Source organism: Microbispora catharanthi, from assembly GCF_006334915.2.
GTDB classification, from domain to species: domain Bacteria; phylum Actinomycetota; class Actinomycetes; order Streptosporangiales; family Streptosporangiaceae; genus Microbispora; species Microbispora catharanthi.
Genome location: NZ_VDMA02000028.1, coordinates 14982 through 31479, shown reverse-complemented (window position 1 = coordinate 31479; position 16498 = coordinate 14982). Strand labels below are relative to the sequence as shown.

The window sequence follows — 16498 nt, the reverse complement described above, 5'->3', positions numbered from 1 at the left end:
GGCTTCACTCCAAACCTCGGCCCTTCAGATCCACCGGTAGCTCGAGCAGCCCGCGCATGATGTTCTCCCGCCAGCGGGTCGGCCCGGCCAGCGTGGCGTGCGGGAAGCGGCGCACCAGCGTGCCGATCGCGACCTGCGCCTCCATCCGGGCGAGCGGCGCCCCGAGGCAGTGATGGATGCCGTGTGAGAAGGCCAGGTGCGGGTTGGGGCTGCGCGTGATGTCGAGCCGGTCGGGGTGCTCGAATCTGGCCGGGTCCCGGTTGGCGCCGCAGAACGAGATCAGCACGACCTCGCCCGCTCGCACCACGATTCCCTCGACGTCGACGTCCTCCTTCGCGATCTGCCCGGCGGCGCTGAACGAGCTCTCGTACCTGAGGAACTCCTCGACCGCCGAGTCGATCAGATCGGGTTGCGCGTGCAGCAGCGCCAGTTGGCCGGGGTTGGTCAGCAACGCGTGGATGCCGTTGCCGATCAGGTTGGTCGTGGTCGCGTACCCGGCTGCGATGAGCGCGATGCCCAGCTCGATCAGCTCCGGCTCGGTCAGCGTGCTGTCGCCGTCGCGGGCCGCGATCAACGCGCTCATCAGGTCGTCGCCCGGCTGCCGCCGTTTGGCGGCGATCAGGTCGACGATGTACTCCTTGGTGCGGTCGTAGACCTCCTCGCGGTTCTCCGCGACCTCTCCGGCGAGGATCTTCTCGGTCCTGCGGCGTACGTCGGCCCGGTCGGTCTCGGCGGCGCCGAGCATCTCGCAGATCACCGCGATCGGCAGCGGGTAGGCGAACCGGTCGAGCAGGTCGACCGGGCCGGCCCCGGCGATCTCGTCGAGCATGCCGTCCACCAGGCCCTGCACCCAGGTGCGCAGACGCTCGACCCGGTTGCGGGTGAAGGCCTTGCCGACCAGCCGGCGGATACGGGTGTGGTCGGGAGGGTCGGAGTCCACCGCGGCCACCGGGCTGTCGTCCGGGCGCCGCCTGCTGAACCTCAGGTCGGCGAGCAGCTCCCTGGCCAGGTCGTACCGGGTGACCAGCCAGACCTCGCCCATGAACGTGGTCTGCACCCGGACCATCGGCGCCAGCTCGCGCAACCGGGCCAGGCCGGGATAGGGATCGGCCGCGCACACCGGGCTCTGCGCCAGCGGGATCACCGGGACATCCACATCGCCGATCACGGCAGCTCCTCAGACCAGGTCGTCACGGGTGACGTGGCGGCTGCGGACCAGCAGGTCGTCGCCGTCCCGCACGAGCACATCCGCGCACACCGTGCTCACGTGGATCGCCGCCTGCCCGCCCTTGGGCGTGGAGATCACCAACGCGTAGCTGCGTGCCAGCACCGTCCCGTCGGATCGCGTGTCGACGCTGAGCATGCCCAGCCAGTGCCGGCGGACCAGACCGTCAAGCGCCAGCTGCTCGGTCGCCTGCCGCGCGCCGGCGGCGATGTCCGCGCGGCCGCGCACCGGCTCGGGACGTGCGTTCGCCGCGAACACCGCGTCCTCGGTGAAGGTCGCGGCCCACTCGTCGGCCTTGCCGTCGTCGAGCAGCTGCATCTGGCGGGCGTAGAAGTGCTGGACGGCGAGGTAGAGCTCCGCGGACTGCGGGGCCTGCGGTGGCAGCGCCATGAGAATGCCCTTTCGGCCAGAACGGATTCGAACCCCGAGGCTGACGACCGCTTCTCAAGCGGTGCTTGACGCGCGATGGAAGGCGGCGGCGTCCACCGGCCGTCGAGCCCGGTTCGAGTGGCGCGGATGACGCTCGGTGCCGGCAAGCCGACCGGCGGAGGAGGAGTCGTGGGAGAGCAGAGGGTCGCCGTCGTGACCGGCGCGACGCGAGGCATCGGCCTCGCGGTGACGGAGCGGCTCGCCCGTCTCGGGATGCGGGTGTTCGTCTGTTCCCGCAGTGCGGACGACCTGGAAATCACCGTGAAACAGCTGCGCGACCGCGAGCTCGACGTGGACGGAACGACGTGTGACGTCCGCTCGGCCACGGACGTCGACGCGTTCGTCCGGGCGGCGGTGGATCGCTACGGCCCGGTCGACGTGCTGGTCAACAACGCCGGCCGCAGCGGCGGCGGGGTGACCGCCGAAATCACCGACGAGCTGTGGTACGACGTCATCGACACCAATCTCAACAGCGTCTTCCTGATGACCAGGAAGGTGCTCACCGCCGGCGGCATGCTCGACCGGCAGCGGGGCCGGATCGTCAACATCGCGTCCACCGGCGGTAAGCAGGGTGTGGTGTTCGGCGCGCCCTACTCCGCCTCCAAGCACGGCGTGATCGGGCTGACCAAGGCACTCGGGCTGGAGCTGGCCAAGACAGGGATCACCGTCAACGCCGTCTGCCCCGGCTATGTGGAGACACCGCTGGCGGAGAAGGTGCGGCAGGGATACGCCGAGCACTGGGGGATCACGCAGGACGAGGTGCTGCACCGGTTCGAGGCCAAGATCCCGATCGGCCGCTACTCCACTCCGGAGGAGGTCGCCGGCCTGGTCGCCTACCTGCTGTCGGACGACGCCGCACCGATCACCGCTCAGGCGCTCAACGTCTGCGGTGGCCTCGGCAACTACTGATCCCTGTCCCGGAAGGACTGACCCGTGTCCCAGCTCGCGACGCATCATGACGAGCATGCGATCACCGTGCCGGCCCCGGCCGAGGTCGTCTACGAGGTGATCGCCGACGTCACCCGCTGGCCCTTCACCTTCACGCCGACCGTCCACGCCGAACGGCTCGAGCAGACCGGTGACGAGGAACTGATCAGACTGTGGGCGCTGGCCAACGACGAGGTCAAGACGTGGACGTCCAGGCGCGTCCTCGACCGGGCCGGCCGCCGCGTGCGGTTCCGTCAGGAGGTCTCGCAGCCGCCGGTCGCGGCGATGGGCGGCGAATGGGTGCTCGAACCGGTCTCGGAGGGCGAGACGCGGGTGCTGCTCAAGCACGACTTCCAGGCCCTCGACGACGATCCGGCGGGCGTGGACTGGATCAAGAAGGCGGTCGACCGCAACAGCCTGTCCGAACTGGACAGGCTGAGGCACGCGGCCGAGGCCGCCGGCGAGCTCGCCGAGCTGACCGTGAGCTTCGACGACTCGATCCGGATCGACGGCGGCATCGACGACGTGTACGAGTTCCTCTACGAGGCGAGGGAATGGCCACGGCGCCTGCCGCACGTCGCACGGCTCGCGCTCGCCGAGGACACGCCCGGCATCCAGGTCATGGAGATGGACACCACGGCGGCGAACGGCTCGGTGCACACCACCAAGTCGGTCCGGGTGTGCTTCCCGAACCGGATCGTGTACAAGCAGACCGAGGTGCCCGCGCTGATGTCCGCCCACGTCGGTGAGTGGTCGCTGCGCGCGGAGGGCGGTGCGGTCACCGCGACATCGCGGCACACGGTCATGATTAGGCGCGATGCCGTGACCGCTGTGCTCGGTGAGGGCGCCACGGTCCGCAAAGCACGCGACTTCGTGCGCCAGGCCCTGGGCAAGAACAGCATGACCACCCTCGAGCACGCGAAGGCGTTCGCGGAGAGCCGTGGCCGAGGATGATCGCCGAGAACGCGGCGAGCGCCGCGACACACACGATCAGGACGGCCGACGGCCTGCTCGGCGCCGCGGCGGCCCGTGACCCGGACGGCATCGCGATCCGTGCGGAGTACGGGGACATCAGCTTCGGCGAGGTGGATCGCGCCGCGACCATGTGCGCGGCGGCCCTGCGCGGCCTGCTCGGCGAGGAACGCTGCGTGGTCGCCATCGCCTCTCCGCCGCATCCCGATTTCGTCGTGGGCTTTCACGGCATCGTGCGCAGCGGCAACATCGCGGCACCGATCAACCCGTTGCTGCCCGAGCACGCGCTGGAGCACTTCCTGTCCACGTCGGAGGCGAAGCTGGTGTTCGTCACCACCGAGCTGTTCGCCCGGCTCCGCAAGATCAGGCACAGGTTGCCGCGCCTGCGCGAAGCGGTTCTGGTCGGGCCGGGACCCGTCCAGGACGCCAACGACATCCGTACGATCGACGACCTGAGCGCCGCCTACGAGGTGCGGGGAAACGCGATGGCGGCGCCGCCGGAGATGGCGCCCGACGACGTCGCCTGCATCCAGTTCACCAGCGGCACCACCGGCCTGCCGCGCGGGGTGCTGCTGACCCACCGCAATCTGACGGTCAACGCCGCGCAGGTCGCCGAGGCACACCAGCTCGACGCCGGCTCGATCGTCCTCAACCACCTGCCGAAATACCACCTGATGCACATGAACTCGGGACTGTTCGCCGGTGCACGGCAGGTTCCCTGCGTCGCTCCCGAGAACGCGGCCGCGATCGAGCTGGCCAACCGGGTCGGCGCGACCCACTTCTACACGATTCCGATGAAGCTCAACCGGCTCGCCGCCGACCCCGGCCTGCCGGACATGCGGCTGGAGACCGTCCGCATGATCGCTTCTGGTGGGACGGCGCTGGCGCCGCGGGTGGCGAGGAAGCTGTCCGGGCATTTCGGGGTGCCGGTGTTCCAGGGGTACGGCCTGGCCGAGACCTCGCCGCTGACCCACTCCGCGGGCCCCGGCGATCCCCGGCCGGGCACGGTGGGCCGCGTGGTCGCGGACACCGAGTGCCGCATCGTGGACCTGGAGTCCGGGGCCGTGCTGGCCGCCGGCGAGCGCGGCGAGGTGCAGGTTCGCGGACCGCAGGTGATGAAGGGATATCTCGATCCCGGCCGGCCCTCCGGCATCGACGCCGAGGGCTGGCTGCACACCGGGGACGTCGGATATCTCGACCCCGACGGCGCGCTGACCATCGTGGATCGGATCAAGGACTTCTTCAAACGGGACAACTACATGGTCTCGCCGTCGGAGATCGAGGGCGTGCTGGAGGCACACCCGCTGGTCGCCGAGTCGGCCGTGGTCGGCTACCCCGACGAGATCAGCGGAGCGGTGGCCAACGCCTTCGTCGCCCTGCGCGAGCCCGTGCCGGACCACGTCGCCGTGGCAGACGAGATCGCCCGGTTCGTAGCCGATCGGGTGCCCTACTACCAGCGCTTGGAGCACATCGAAGTGGTCGGCGCGGTGCCGCGCTCGCCCAACGGCAAGGTGCAGCGCCGCGATCTGCGGGCGGAGCTCATCACCCGGCGAGAGCTCACCGTACGGCCCGATGGCACGCAACGAGAGAGGATCTTCGACATCGTGGGCGAGAGCAAGGACCTCAGCAACCTGATCGCCGTGATCGCCAGGTTCACCACCCAGGGTGACCCCAAGGCATTCGAGCGATTCTTCCTCGAACACGTGGAGTACATGCGGGCGCAGGAGGGGTTCGGCTCGCACCAGGCCGTGACCTTGGCCGACGACCCCTCCGTGTACGTGAACTTCGGATGGTGGCTGAGCCAGGAGGCATTCCAGCGCGTGGTGCAGACCGACGAGTTCCGCTCTCATCAGGCCACGATGCGGTCCATGCTCGCCGACGCCGAGCTGGACCTGTGCAAGAACATCTTCAGGGTCAACGCCGAGAAGGAAGCGGGCTCGCGTGGCGAGTTCGACACGCCGCTGATGACCGTCACCCGCTACCGGCTGACCGGCTCCGCCGAGGAGTTCGAAGCCGCCTTCACCGACTACGCCAAGCACATCCGGTCGACGTACGGCTTCGGCTACGCCGACCTCAACCGGTCCATGGCCGACCGGGGCAGCTACACGGGAATCGGTTACTGGTGGGATCCGGCCGCGTACGACCGGACGGTGGAGCACGAGACCTTCCGCAGGCTGCGTGAGCTCGCGGACGTGACGGTGGAGAAGGTCAACCACGTGGCCTGGAACCGCGCGCTGGACGCCGACGAGGAGCCCGCGGCCGCGGGCAAGCGGGGTTGATGCGAGGTGGACGTCGCAGCGACACCGGGACTGGACGGACGGGTCGCCCTGGTCACCGGCGCGACCAGAGGCCTCGGCCTGGCCATCGCCAGGAAGCTCTGCGCCTCCGGGTGCCACGTCTACCTGAACTATGCCCATTCCGATGACGACGCCGAACGCGCGGTCGAGCTGCTGTCCGGATCGAAGGGGACGGCGACCGCGCTGAAATTCGACGCCGCGGAGCCGGATGTCGCGCCGAAACTGCTGGAAGCGGTGCGCGAGCGGCACCCGCAGCTGGATGTCTTCGTGCACAACGCGGCGTCGTTCCACCCCATGTCCGCGGTCGAACCACAGGTGGGCGACTTCTGGGACGACGTACGGCTGGCGGTGAGCCCGCTCGTGCAGGCCGCGGCCAGGCTCGGCGAGACGATGACGCCCGGCACCGGACGGATCATCGCGATCTCCAGCATGGGCGCCAGGTCCGTGGTGCCGGATTACGTCAGCCAGGGCGTCGGCAAGGCCGCTCTGGAGAGCCTGGTCCGCTATCTCGCCGTGGAGCTGGCGCCGAAGGGGATCGCGGTCAACGCGGTGTCCACAGGGAAGCTGGACAAGGGCGCCGGCGGGCCTGATGCGCCCGCCGTCAGGGCCCTGGCCGCCAGAACCCCGGCCGGTCGCTTGACCAGGCCGGAGGACGTGGCCGACGTGGTGGCGCTGCTGTGCACCGACGAGGCGGCCTGGATCCACGGGCAGGTGATCACCGCAGACGGCGGCCTGAGCATCCGCGCGTGAACGGAGTGACAGTGGACCTCAAGGCCGACTTCTGTGTCGTGGGCGGCGGTCCGGCCGGACTGACCCTCGCGTTGTTGCTCGCCCGGTCGGGCGCCGCCGTCGTCGTGGTCGAGCGCAGCACGTCGATGGAGCGGGAATACCGCGGCGAGATCCTCCAGCCGGGTGGTCTGCGACTCCTCGCCGAGCTGGGAGTGCTCGACGGCGCCCGCGAGCGCGGGTGCCACGAGCACTCCCGGTTCCGTTTCGTCGACCGGGCCAGGGCGCTGGTGGACATCGACTACCGCCGGCTACCCGGGCCGTTCAACTACCTTCTGAGCATTCCGCAACGGCATCTGATCGAGGAACTGCTCGCCGCGATCCAGCGGCTCGGCGTGACCTATCTGGCCGGCCACAGGGTGAGCGAGCTCATCACCGAGGACGGCAGGATCGGCGGCGTCGTCGCCGGAGGGCCGGACAGGCGGCAGGTGGTGCGGGCCCACTGCGTGGTGGCCGCGGACGGCCGATACTCCAAGACCCGGCAACTCGCCGGGATCGAATTCGATCGGCGCGACGTCTTCGATCACGACGTGCTGTGGTTCAAGATCCCGTGCCCGGCCGGCGATCCGCCGGACGTCCGGATCTTCCGGGCCGCGGGCAACCCGGTGCTGGTCTATCGCTCGTTTCCCGACAGCCTGCAGGTCGGCTGGACGTTGCCGCACAAGGGTTACCGGGCCATGGCCGAGCAGGGCATCGACCACGTGAAGGCACGGATCGCCGACGCGCTCCCGCCGTACGCCGGCCTGATCGACAGCACGTTGACCAGCCTGAGCGACCTCACGTTGCTGGACGTCTTCTCCGGCACCGCGCGCCGGTGGGCGGCGGACGGCCTGGTCCTGATCGGCGACGCCGCCCACACGCACAGTCCCATCGGCGCCCAGGGCATCAATCTCGCGGTGCAGGACGCGGTGGCCCTGCATCCCCTGCTCATGGCCTCGTTGCGCGCCGGGAACCCGAGCGCGGACCTGCTCGGGCCGTACGTCGCAGTGCGCCGGCGCGACGTCGCCGCGATCATGAGGCTGCAGGTGATGCAGAGCAGGGCGATGCTCTCGCAGAGCCCGGTGGCCGCCGCACTCCGGCCGAGGGCGGCCAAGGCGCTGTCCCGCACCCCGGTGTTCCGCAAAGTGCTGCACCGGCTCGCCTACGGCAACAAGGACATCCGGATCGCGGCGGACCTGTTCGTGACCGACTGACCCACTCAGCACCTGGAGCACACATGCCGCTGATCGACTTGTCGTCGCCCGTCGACGCGACCTTCTGGGAGCCCGACCCGGTCGTGCATCAGGCCATGACGCCCGCCGAGGGCGCACGACACATGAGCGCCGAGATGCGCGAGCACCTGGGGCTGGAGTTCGACCCCGCGGTGCTGCCCGGCGGCGAGTTCCTGAACAATGACACCTTCACCTTGACGACGCACACCGGCACACACGTCGACGCGCCGTCGCACTACGGGTCCAAGGCGGCGTACGGCACGCCTCGGACCATCGACCAGATGCCGCTCGACTGGTTCTACCGTCCGGGCGTGCTGCTCGACCTGCGGGACGCGGAGACCGGCGCCGTGGGCGCTGACGTGATCGAGCGAGCGCTGGCCGAGATCGACTACCGGCCCGAGCCGCTGGACATCGTGCTGCTGAACACCGGCGCCACGCGGCACCTCGGAACCCCGAAGTACTTCTCCGACTTCGTCGGCCTCGACGCCTCCGCGGTCCACCTGCTGCTGGACCTCGGCGTCCGCGTGATCGGGACCGACGCGTTCAGCCTGGACGCGCCGTTCGGCAACATCATCGAACGGTACAACGCCACCGGTGACCCGGGTGTGCTGTGGCCCGCGCACATGGTGGGACGGGAGCGGGAGTACTGCCAGATCGAGCGCCTGGGCAACCTCGACGCGCTGCCGCGGCCGTTCGGCTTCCAGGTCATGTGCTTCCCGGTGAAGCTGGTCAACGCGGGCGCCGGCTGGGCCCGTGCGGTCGCCCTGGTGGAGTGAGCGGCGGACTGAGCCGTCGACTGAGCCGTCAACTGGGCGGTCGACCGAGTGCTTGTGTGGGTGTTCCCGCGAGAGGGCTCGCGGGAACACCCACGTTTTTCTAGCAGCGGATCCAGGCCTGGGCGGTCGCCGAACGCGCGGCCGCGTCGAGAACGAGCTGACCGGTGTGCCCGTCGGCCAAGGTCGGCACGTCGCCGGGCGTCTGCCCGCCGAACACCGCGAGCATGTCGCGTGCCTGTGCGGCGGCGCCCGCGTCCATGACCGCCATCAGCTCCTCGAACGACCCGGGTTCGGCGTCGCCGGTGTCGAGGCCGTCCGCGCGGACCACCGAAGGCCGGCCGCCGGGGTGCGACAGGGTGACCTCGACCGGCCGATCCGAGTCGTAGGCCAGCGTTCCGGCACTGCCCACGATTTCCAGCTGGTGGTGGAAACGGCGGTATGGGCTGACCGGAAGCATCCTGCTCACGAACATCGAGGCCCGGACTCCGTCGGCGAGCCGGACGGTCACCGAGCACTCGTCCCAGTTCTCCACCTTCTTGGCCTGCCCGTCCGGAGTGGACCTCTCCGCGAAGACCGTGTGCGCGGCGGCGGTCACCTCCGTGATCTCGCCGCCCAGCCACCGCACCACGTCGACCGCGTGCGGTCCGAGGTCGCTGAGCACGCCGTAGGCGTACTCGTCGGCGTCGTAGCGCCAGTCCCAGGGGGCGGTGGCGTCCGAGGACAGCGCGCTGGCCGTGCTGTAGCGCACGTGCCTGAGGCGCCCCACCGCGCCCTCGGCGAGCAACCTGCGGGCCGTCCTGATCGCCGGGTTCCACCGTTGCGTGAACCCGGCGACCGTGGGCAGACCCGCGCAGGCCGTCACCATGCCCGCCGTCTCCTGAGCGGTGCGGCCCAGGGGCTTCTCACAGAAGATCGGCAGGCGGGCGGCGGCCGCGGCTCGTACCGCCTCCGCGTGCGATGACGGCGGGGAAGTGATCACCAGGGCGTCCAGCTCGACCGACTCGAGCATGGCCTCGATCCGGTCGAACGACCGCGGCACACCGAACTCGACGGCCGCCTTGGCGGCGCGGGCGCCGTCGCGGCCGCAGAGGGCCACCAACTCGGCACCCGCGCCGGACAGGGCGGGCGCGAGGTAGCGGCGCGCCCACCAGCCGTGCCCGAACAGCCCGACCCTTGTCGCGCTCATCGCGGCGCCGCTCATCCGCGCCGGCGCCGCAGGAAGTCGGCGGCGCTCTTGAGCGCGTCGAGATTGCGACCGCCGCGCACCTCGGCCACGTGCCCCTTGGCCTCGTCCATCGTCCAGCCCCGCTTGGCCACCCCCGTGGGCTTCAGCAGCTCTGTCTGGCCGGTCCTGACGAGCACGCCCTCGGGAGTCTGCGTGAACGTCATGTAGCCGTACAGCATGTCGTCCAGCGGGGGCAGGCCCTCCAGCTGGCGCCACATGATCTTCTCGTTGGGGAAGCACACTCGGGCTTGCTTGGTGGTGTGGATGGCGCCGCTCGGCACCTGCACGTCCATCACGACGACCTGCTGTAGCGGAACGTCCTCCTTGCGGCTGGCGCTCAGGCAGTGCGGTATGCGTTCCGGCCACCTGTCGGCCTCGTAGAAGTAGTTGTAGACGTCCTCGATCGGTTCGTCGATCACCAGCTGCACCTCGTAGGAGACCTCCAGCCCGGCGATGGACGACAGGCTCTCGGCGACGTGCTTGAGCCGTCCCAGCTGCATGCCGGCGCCGCGGTCGAGCATCGCGGCGGCCTGTTCGGCGTCCGGGTGCGCCGGGTCCACGGTGAACTCGTGCCGCAGCTCGATCTGGGTCGTGTCGCCGGACGGGGTGAACGACCATTCGCCGGCGACGTCGAGCATCGGCGGGTTGGGGTTCTCGTGCCGGAACCGGATCCGGCCGGCCTCCCGGTCGAGCTCCCGGCGGGCCCGCCAGCTGCGGACCGCGTCGAGCTGCCGCTCCCACGACCACCGTTCCACCCGGTCGGCCGACTCGCCGCGCTCCAGATAGGCGGTGTGGATCACTGGGGTGAAGATGCGCTTGAGCTGGTCCACGTCGGCGATCAGGTCGAAGACGACGGCCGCGGGCGCGTTCACACTGATGGCCTGGACGGAGTCCCTGGTGCTGGTCGGCACGGCTCCGCTCCTTCCTTGGAGTTACCGTTCGCGCTGGAAGAATGACGATTCGAATCTCCCCAGGGGCGCTCGAACCCCGCTACATGCCCGATCGATCGCGTCAGCTGGATCGCGGTTCTAATCCCGGTCTAGCCGCCGCGGCGATGGTGGCGGAGAGCCGGTGCCGTCGGACGGAGAGATCACGTGGAGCGCAGAAAGCTGGGAGCGGGCGGGCTGACCGTGTCAGCCGTCGGGCTCGGATGCATGGGCATGTCCGGTGGTTATGGCGCGGTCGATCGCGCCGACTGCGTCACCACCATCCGGCGTGCCGTGGATCTCGGTGTGACCCTGCTCGACACGGCGGACTTCTACGGGGGCGGGGAGAACGAACGGCTGGTCGGCGAGGCCGTACGCGGTCGCCGTGCCGATGTGGTGATCGCGACCAGGGGAGGAGTGCGGTCGGAGGTCCCCGGTGGGCCGCCGCGCATCGTGGACGGCAGTCCCACCTATCTCCGGCAGGCGTGTGACGCCTCACTGGCCCGGCTGGGAGTCGACCACGTCGACGTCTACTACCTGGGGCGGGCCGATCCGCGGGTGCCGATCGAGGACAGCGTCGGCGCCCTCGCGCAGCTGCGGACGGCGGGCAAGATCCGGCACATCGGACTTTCGGAAGTGTCCGCCGAGGTGCTTCGCCGGGCGCACGCCGTGCAGCCGATCAGCGTGCTGGAGAGCGAGTACTCGTTGTGGGAGCGGCACATCGAGGCGGAGATCCTGCCCGCAGCCCGCGACCTCGGTGTCGGCCTGGTCGCGCACAGCCCGCTCGGCAAGGGTTTCCTGACCGGGACCCTGCCGTCGCCTGAGCACTTCGGCGACGGGGACCAGCGGCGCAACCATCCGCGCCTGCAGGGCGACAACTTCCGGCACAACCAGCGGATGGTCGCGCAAGCCCGGCCGATCGCTCAGGAGCTGGGCGTGCCCCTCAGCCGGCTCGCGCTGGCGTGGTTGCTCTCGCGCGGTGACGACGTCGTGCCGATCCCGGGCAGCCGGAGTCTCGGACATCTGCACAGCAACGTCGCGGCCGCCGAGATCCGGCTGACCGAACGACACATCCGCCTGCTCGAGGAGATCTTCCAGCCCGGCCGGGTGGCCGGATCCCGGCACCCCGCGCATCGCCGTGCCGCCGGGGTCGACAAGGACGGCTGACGTCAGAGTGACCGGGCGAGCCGGAGCTCGCCCGGTCACCCCGGGTCCTCCGCGTGCTGTCAGGGCGTGCCGAACCAGGTGCGCAGGGCGTCCGGCAGGGTTGCCGTGTCGCCGTCGCCGGCCCACGCGACGTAGCCGTCCGGCCGCACCAGAATCGCGGCGGCGGGCGGCTCGTCGCAGGTGGCGGTCACGGTGTCCACCCGGGACGACCACGCCTCGCCCGCGTCGGCGACGTCGCCGTCCCCGGCCAGGTCGAGCAGCACGCCACGGCCCGAGCGCAGCAGCGCCACCAGGCTCTGTTCACCGTTGCCGGTCTTCAGCCGCGTGTCCCCGGCGAAGGAACCGACCAGGGGGTGCGCGCCTTCGCCCGACTCGTAGCGCAGGCCGGTGCCCGTCGCCTGTTCGGCCAGGTGACGGTTGACCTCGGGGATCTCCAGCAGCGAGCCGAACAGTGTGCGCAACGCGGTGACGTTGCGGTGCGGATCCAGCAGTGCCAGCTGTGTCCTGCTGTAGTCCAGCACCGCGTCGGCGGCGGGCCGCCGCTCGGCCTCGTAGGAGTCCAGCAGCCCTTCGGGGGCTCGCCCCTGGATCTGCGCGGCGAGTTTCCAGCCGAGGTTCACCGCGTCCTGGAGGCCGAGGTTCAACCCCAGGCCGCCATAGGGGAAGTGCACGTGGGCCGCGTCGCCGGCCAGCAGGACCCGGCCCGCCCGATAGGCGTCGGCGAGCCGGGTGGAGTCGCCGAACCGGGTCATGAAGGTCGGCTCCACGATGTCCAGGTCGCGGCCGAGGATCCGGCGGACGGCCCCGCGGAACTCCTCGATCGTCACGGGCGCGTCCCGGTCGGAATGCGGCCGGCCGAACTCGGTGGTGACGATCCGGACCACGCCGTTCGGACGCGGGTTGATGTTCACCGTTCCGTGGGGAGTCCTGGTGATGCCGCGGCGTTCCTGTGCCATGGTCGGCAGCGTGCAGTCGCAGAGCATCCCGCCGACGGTCGGTTCCGTTCCGGCGAACTCGATGCCCGCCAGCTTGCGTACGACACTGCGACCGCCGTCGCAGCCCACGAGGTAGGAGGCTTCGAACCGCCGGGTCTCTCCGAGGGAGTCCCTGACCTCGACCACGACGCCGTCGGCGTCCTGATCGAACCCGGTGACGTCGTGCTCGCGCGCGATCGTGACGCCCAGTTCCCGCGCTCGCGCCTCGAGGACCTCCTCGACCCGCGTCTGCGGCACGTTGAGGATGTACGGATGGTCGGAGGCCAACGCGCTGAGGTCGAGCAGCGGCCACATGCCGGCGAACGGCATCTTCGGCCAGGCGGCCCTCTCGTGCCACAACGCCTCGACCAGCCCGCGCCGATCGAGTGTTTCCACGGTTCGCGCGTGCAGTCCCCACGCCCTGGCATGCGGTGATCGCTGTGCGGTGCGCTCGAACACGGTCGCCGGCACACCGGCCAGGCCGAGTTCGCAGGCGAGCATGAGCCCCACCGGGCCGCCGCCGGCAATTGCCACGTTCACACTGGTTCCTTGTCGGTTCTGGGAGCAGGCCGTCCGGCAGACTCCTGAGTGGGTGGCCGCCCGGCCGGGAGCACCCGGACCTGAGTCCGCCGCCGGCCGGCCGGAAGAGGTCGAGCGAGGTCAGGCGCGCCGGCCGCTGACCACGCGGAGCGGCAGGCCGGGCTTCTCGTGCGTGTCGAGGTCGACCAGCCCGGCGGAGGCGAGCATCTTCTGGTACATCAGCGGCGAGTGGAGCTCGCCCTGGCTGGTCCACGCCAGCATCAGCAGACTCAGCATGTGCGCGTGGTAGTCCTGGGCGGGCGGCCGGTCGCCGGTGGTGAACCCGACGATGAGCACCTGGCCCCCCGGCTTGAGCGCGGACGCCAGGCGGCGCAGCAGGTCGATGCCGCGGCTGGGCGGGAACTGGAAAAGGAAGTTGCCCAGGATGATCGCGTCATACCGCCCGTCCAGCGGGACCTCGAACGCGTCTCCCGGAAGGTAACTCACCCGGTCGCCGACGTGAAGCCGTTCGGCGTACGTCCTGGCGACGTCCAGCACCTCGGGCCAGTCCAGGCACGTCACCGTGGCGCGGGTGTCCCGGGCGGCCACGGAGAAACCGAAGAGCCCGTGTCCGCACCCGACGTCGAGCACGTCCAGCGACGGCCGGTCCTCGGCCCAGGGCACGAGCAGGTCGGCGACGAACTCGGCGCCGGGTTTCGTGGCGAAGGTCAAGTGTGTGGCGAAGTCCACCCAGTAGGGGAACCCCGGCGTCTCGGCGTTGACGTCGAGCAGGGTGCCGCCATGCCGTACGACGTCCGCGAGGTTTTTCATCGCGTCCCATTCCCAGTCGCTGGCCGCCACCCGCACCACCCCGCCGCCGTACTGCGGGCTGGAGGTCACCAGCAGCTCTCGCGCGCCGCTGACGAGCTGGAACTGCTCGCCGTCCATGTCGAGCAATCCGGCGGCGGCCAGAGCGCGCAGCAGAATCCGAGTGGCTCGGGGATTGGTGCGCAAGATGGCCGCGACATCGTCAGGATCGGCGGGACCGTCGGCGAGCGCGTCGAAAATCCGCAGCTCAATGGCGGCACGCAGCAGGTAGGTGGATTTGAACGCCGTCATCATCGCCAGCAGCCGTTCCCGGCTGACCCCGCGATCGGTTCCCGACATAGCGCTCCTTCGTGTCGAACCAGGCGGACAGGTGCGACGCTGGCAACGGTGACTAGAAGCGCAGTAGATGCCCGGTGGAGGCCGAGCCCGACGTCGCCGCGCTCGCGGCAACCGGTGGGACGCGCGGGTTTCCGTCCTGTCACCTGACCGGGAATTCCGGCCGCAACACAACGGGCGAATCAGACATGAATACGCCCAACGGATGAGGCGCTTCTCCGTCTTCAGTCGGATTCCCGTATTGACATGAATTGCCCACAATTGGTGCTCCATGTTGTCGCTCGACAATGGAGGCCGTGTGCGAGCGCGATTAGCCGTCGTCGTCTCATCCCTCATCGCCGCCCTGCTTCCCCTCTCGCCGGTCGCCGCGGGCACCGCCGAGCAGGGCGGAGGCGGGCCCGCCGCATCCGTCACCTGGACGCCCTGCGCCGACGACCCCACCGCCGACTGCGGCACGCTGGCCGTGCCGATCGACTGGGCCCGGCCCCGCGGCGCGACCATCGACCTCGCGCTCGTCCGGCGCAAGGCGACCGACCCGTCAGCGAGGGTGGGTTCGCTCGTCATCAATCCGGGCGGTCCCGGCGGGTCGGGCGTGGACGCCGTCCTCGAACAAAGGCTTGCTTTCAGCGCGGAAATCACCCGCCGTTTCGACCTCGTCGGCTTCGACCCGCGCGGCGTCGCGCGCAGTCACCCCGTCGTCTGCTCGGCCGCCCTCGCCTACCAGGCGCCCGACCCGCTCGCGCTGCGAAGCCAGGCCGACTTCACCGCCCTCGTCGCCTACAACCAGCGGTTGCGCGAGGACTGCCGGGCGCGCACCGGGCCGTTGTTCGACCACGTCGACACGCTCAGCGTGGTGCGCGACCTCGACGCCATCCGCGCCGCCCTCGGCGACGAGAAGCTGACCTACTACGGGGTCTCGTACGGCACGCTGATCGGGCAGCTCTACGCGGAGCGCTTCCCCGGCCGCGTACGGGCCCTGGCGCTCGACAGCAACATGGACCACAGCCTGGGCACTCAGGCGTTCCTCGACACCGAGACCGCGACGGTGCAGGACTCGTTCGACGAGTTCGTCTCCTGGTGCGACCGCACCGAGACCTGCGCGCTGCACGGGAAGGACGTGCGGGCACTGTGGGCCGGCCTGATCGACCGCGCCGACCGGGGCGAACTGCCGTTCCCCGGGGACCCGTCGGTCTCCCTGAACCGGACCTCCCTGCTTTCCCTGGTCTTCGGCGCCTTCTACGGGCCGGCCTGGTCGCAACTCGCGGATGTGCTCGTCGCGCTGGACACCGGCGTCGAGCCCCCCGCGCCGTCGGCCGAGCCGCGCCGGCAGGAGGACGAGGTCGTCGAGAATCCGGCGCAGGTGTTCTGCGAGGACTACTTCCTGCCCGTGCGCGACTTCCGTGAGTACGCCGCTCACGTGAACCGGGCGGCGAGGATCGCGCCGGACATGCGGATCAGCCCGCTGGCGATCGCGATGGTCGCCGCCTGCCTCGGTCAGCCCACGCCGATTCCCGACCCGCAGCATCAGCTCCGGGTCGCCCCGAACGCGCAGGTGTTGCTGGGCAACGCGGTCCACGATCCGGCCACCCCCTACGTCTGGGCGGCGAGCACCGCCAGGCAGATCGGCCGCGCCGGCGTGCTGCTCACCTACGAGGGCTGGGGACACCGCATGTACGGTCGCGGGGACTGCACGACGGGAGCGTTCGACCGCTACCTGGTCTCGCGCGCGCTTCCAGCCCGGGGCACCCGCTGCCCGGCGGTGCCGCCCGCCGAGGCCACGCTGCGCCGGGCCCCGTGGCCCGTGCCGTCCGGACCCGTCCCCGGCCTGCCCGGCTGGCGATTCCGGTCCTGACCGATGACACCACCCGGGCGCGGACCGTACGGCCCGCGCCCGGGCTGG

14 protein-coding genes are annotated in these 16498 nt (G+C 70.3%); 8 read left to right on the top strand and 6 right to left on the bottom strand.

What is annotated here, in order from left to right:
- Window positions 1-4: 4 nt before the first annotated feature.
- Window positions 5-1168 carry a cytochrome P450 family protein gene (locus tag FH610_RS36545; protein ID WP_139579806.1) on the bottom strand — a complete coding sequence of 388 codons (1164 nt, stop codon included), beginning with the start codon at window positions 1166-1168 and terminating at the stop codon, window positions 5-7.
- A gap of 9 nt (window positions 1169-1177) precedes the next feature.
- Entirely contained in the window at window positions 1178-1615 is a 438-nt protein-coding gene (locus FH610_RS36540; RefSeq protein ID WP_041952833.1) for a nuclear transport factor 2 family protein, read from the bottom strand.
- A gap of 168 nt (window positions 1616-1783) precedes the next feature.
- On the opposite strand from FH610_RS36540, the gene fabG reads away from it, so the two are divergent.
- The 6 genes from fabG to FH610_RS36505 are packed head-to-tail and all read left to right on the top strand — an operon-like array spanning window position 1784 to window position 8623.
- A complete protein-coding gene (fabG, locus tag FH610_RS36535) occupies window positions 1784-2563 on the top strand; it encodes a 3-oxoacyl-ACP reductase FabG (protein ID WP_139579805.1) in 780 nt (259 codons plus the stop codon).
- A 24-nt stretch (window positions 2564-2587) separates the two neighbouring features.
- Window positions 2588-3535, top strand: coding sequence for an aromatase/cyclase (locus FH610_RS36530; RefSeq protein WP_139579804.1), 948 nt, complete (start codon window positions 2588-2590; stop codon window positions 3533-3535).
- Window positions 3532-5832, top strand: a complete 2301-nt coding sequence (locus tag FH610_RS36525) for an AMP-binding protein (RefSeq protein WP_139579803.1) — start codon at window positions 3532-3534, stop codon at window positions 5830-5832. The genes FH610_RS36530 and FH610_RS36525 overlap by 4 nt, the downstream gene beginning before the upstream one ends.
- Window positions 5833-5838: 6 nt before the next feature.
- Window positions 5839-6600, top strand: coding sequence for an SDR family oxidoreductase (locus FH610_RS36515; RefSeq protein WP_139579802.1), 762 nt, complete (start codon window positions 5839-5841; stop codon window positions 6598-6600).
- Window positions 6597-7829, top strand: coding sequence for an FAD-dependent monooxygenase (locus FH610_RS36510; protein ID WP_240809409.1), 1233 nt, complete (start codon window positions 6597-6599; stop codon window positions 7827-7829). The genes FH610_RS36515 and FH610_RS36510 overlap by 4 nt, the downstream gene beginning before the upstream one ends.
- A 23-nt stretch (window positions 7830-7852) precedes the next feature.
- On the top strand, window positions 7853-8623 hold the full coding sequence (locus tag FH610_RS36505) for a cyclase family protein (RefSeq protein ID WP_139579801.1): 771 nt from the start codon (window positions 7853-7855) through the stop codon (window positions 8621-8623).
- A 100-nt stretch (window positions 8624-8723) separates the two neighbouring features.
- Here the strand turns inward: FH610_RS36505 and FH610_RS36500 are convergent, their stop codons facing one another.
- Both FH610_RS36500 and FH610_RS36495 read right to left on the bottom strand, forming a co-directional pair.
- Window positions 8724-9809 (bottom strand): Gfo/Idh/MocA family protein, encoded by a 1086-nt coding sequence (locus FH610_RS36500; protein WP_161628171.1) that lies wholly within the window; start codon window positions 9807-9809, stop codon window positions 8724-8726.
- 11 nt (window positions 9810-9820) lie between these two features.
- Window positions 9821-10759 (bottom strand): aromatase/cyclase, encoded by a 939-nt coding sequence (locus FH610_RS36495; RefSeq protein ID WP_041952827.1) that lies wholly within the window; start codon window positions 10757-10759, stop codon window positions 9821-9823.
- A gap of 183 nt (window positions 10760-10942) precedes the next feature.
- On the opposite strand from FH610_RS36495, the gene FH610_RS36490 reads away from it, so the two are divergent.
- A complete protein-coding gene (locus FH610_RS36490) occupies window positions 10943-11941 on the top strand; it encodes an aldo/keto reductase (protein WP_139579799.1) in 999 nt (332 codons plus the stop codon).
- 59 nt (window positions 11942-12000) lie between these two features.
- Here the strand turns inward: FH610_RS36490 and FH610_RS36485 are convergent, their stop codons facing one another.
- Window positions 12001-13455: an FAD-dependent oxidoreductase gene (locus tag FH610_RS36485; RefSeq protein ID WP_240809408.1), complete on the bottom strand. Its 1455-nt coding sequence runs from the start codon at window positions 13453-13455 to the stop codon at window positions 12001-12003.
- 120 nt (window positions 13456-13575) lie between these two features.
- A complete protein-coding gene (locus FH610_RS36480) occupies window positions 13576-14601 on the bottom strand; it encodes a class I SAM-dependent methyltransferase (RefSeq protein WP_139579798.1) in 1026 nt (341 codons plus the stop codon).
- Between the two features lie 295 nt (window positions 14602-14896).
- Here FH610_RS36480 and FH610_RS36475 point away from each other — a divergent pair, with 295 nt between their 5' ends.
- A complete protein-coding gene (locus FH610_RS36475) occupies window positions 14897-16450 on the top strand; it encodes an alpha/beta hydrolase (protein ID WP_205826332.1) in 1554 nt (517 codons plus the stop codon).
- Window positions 16451-16498: the final 48 nt, after the last annotated feature.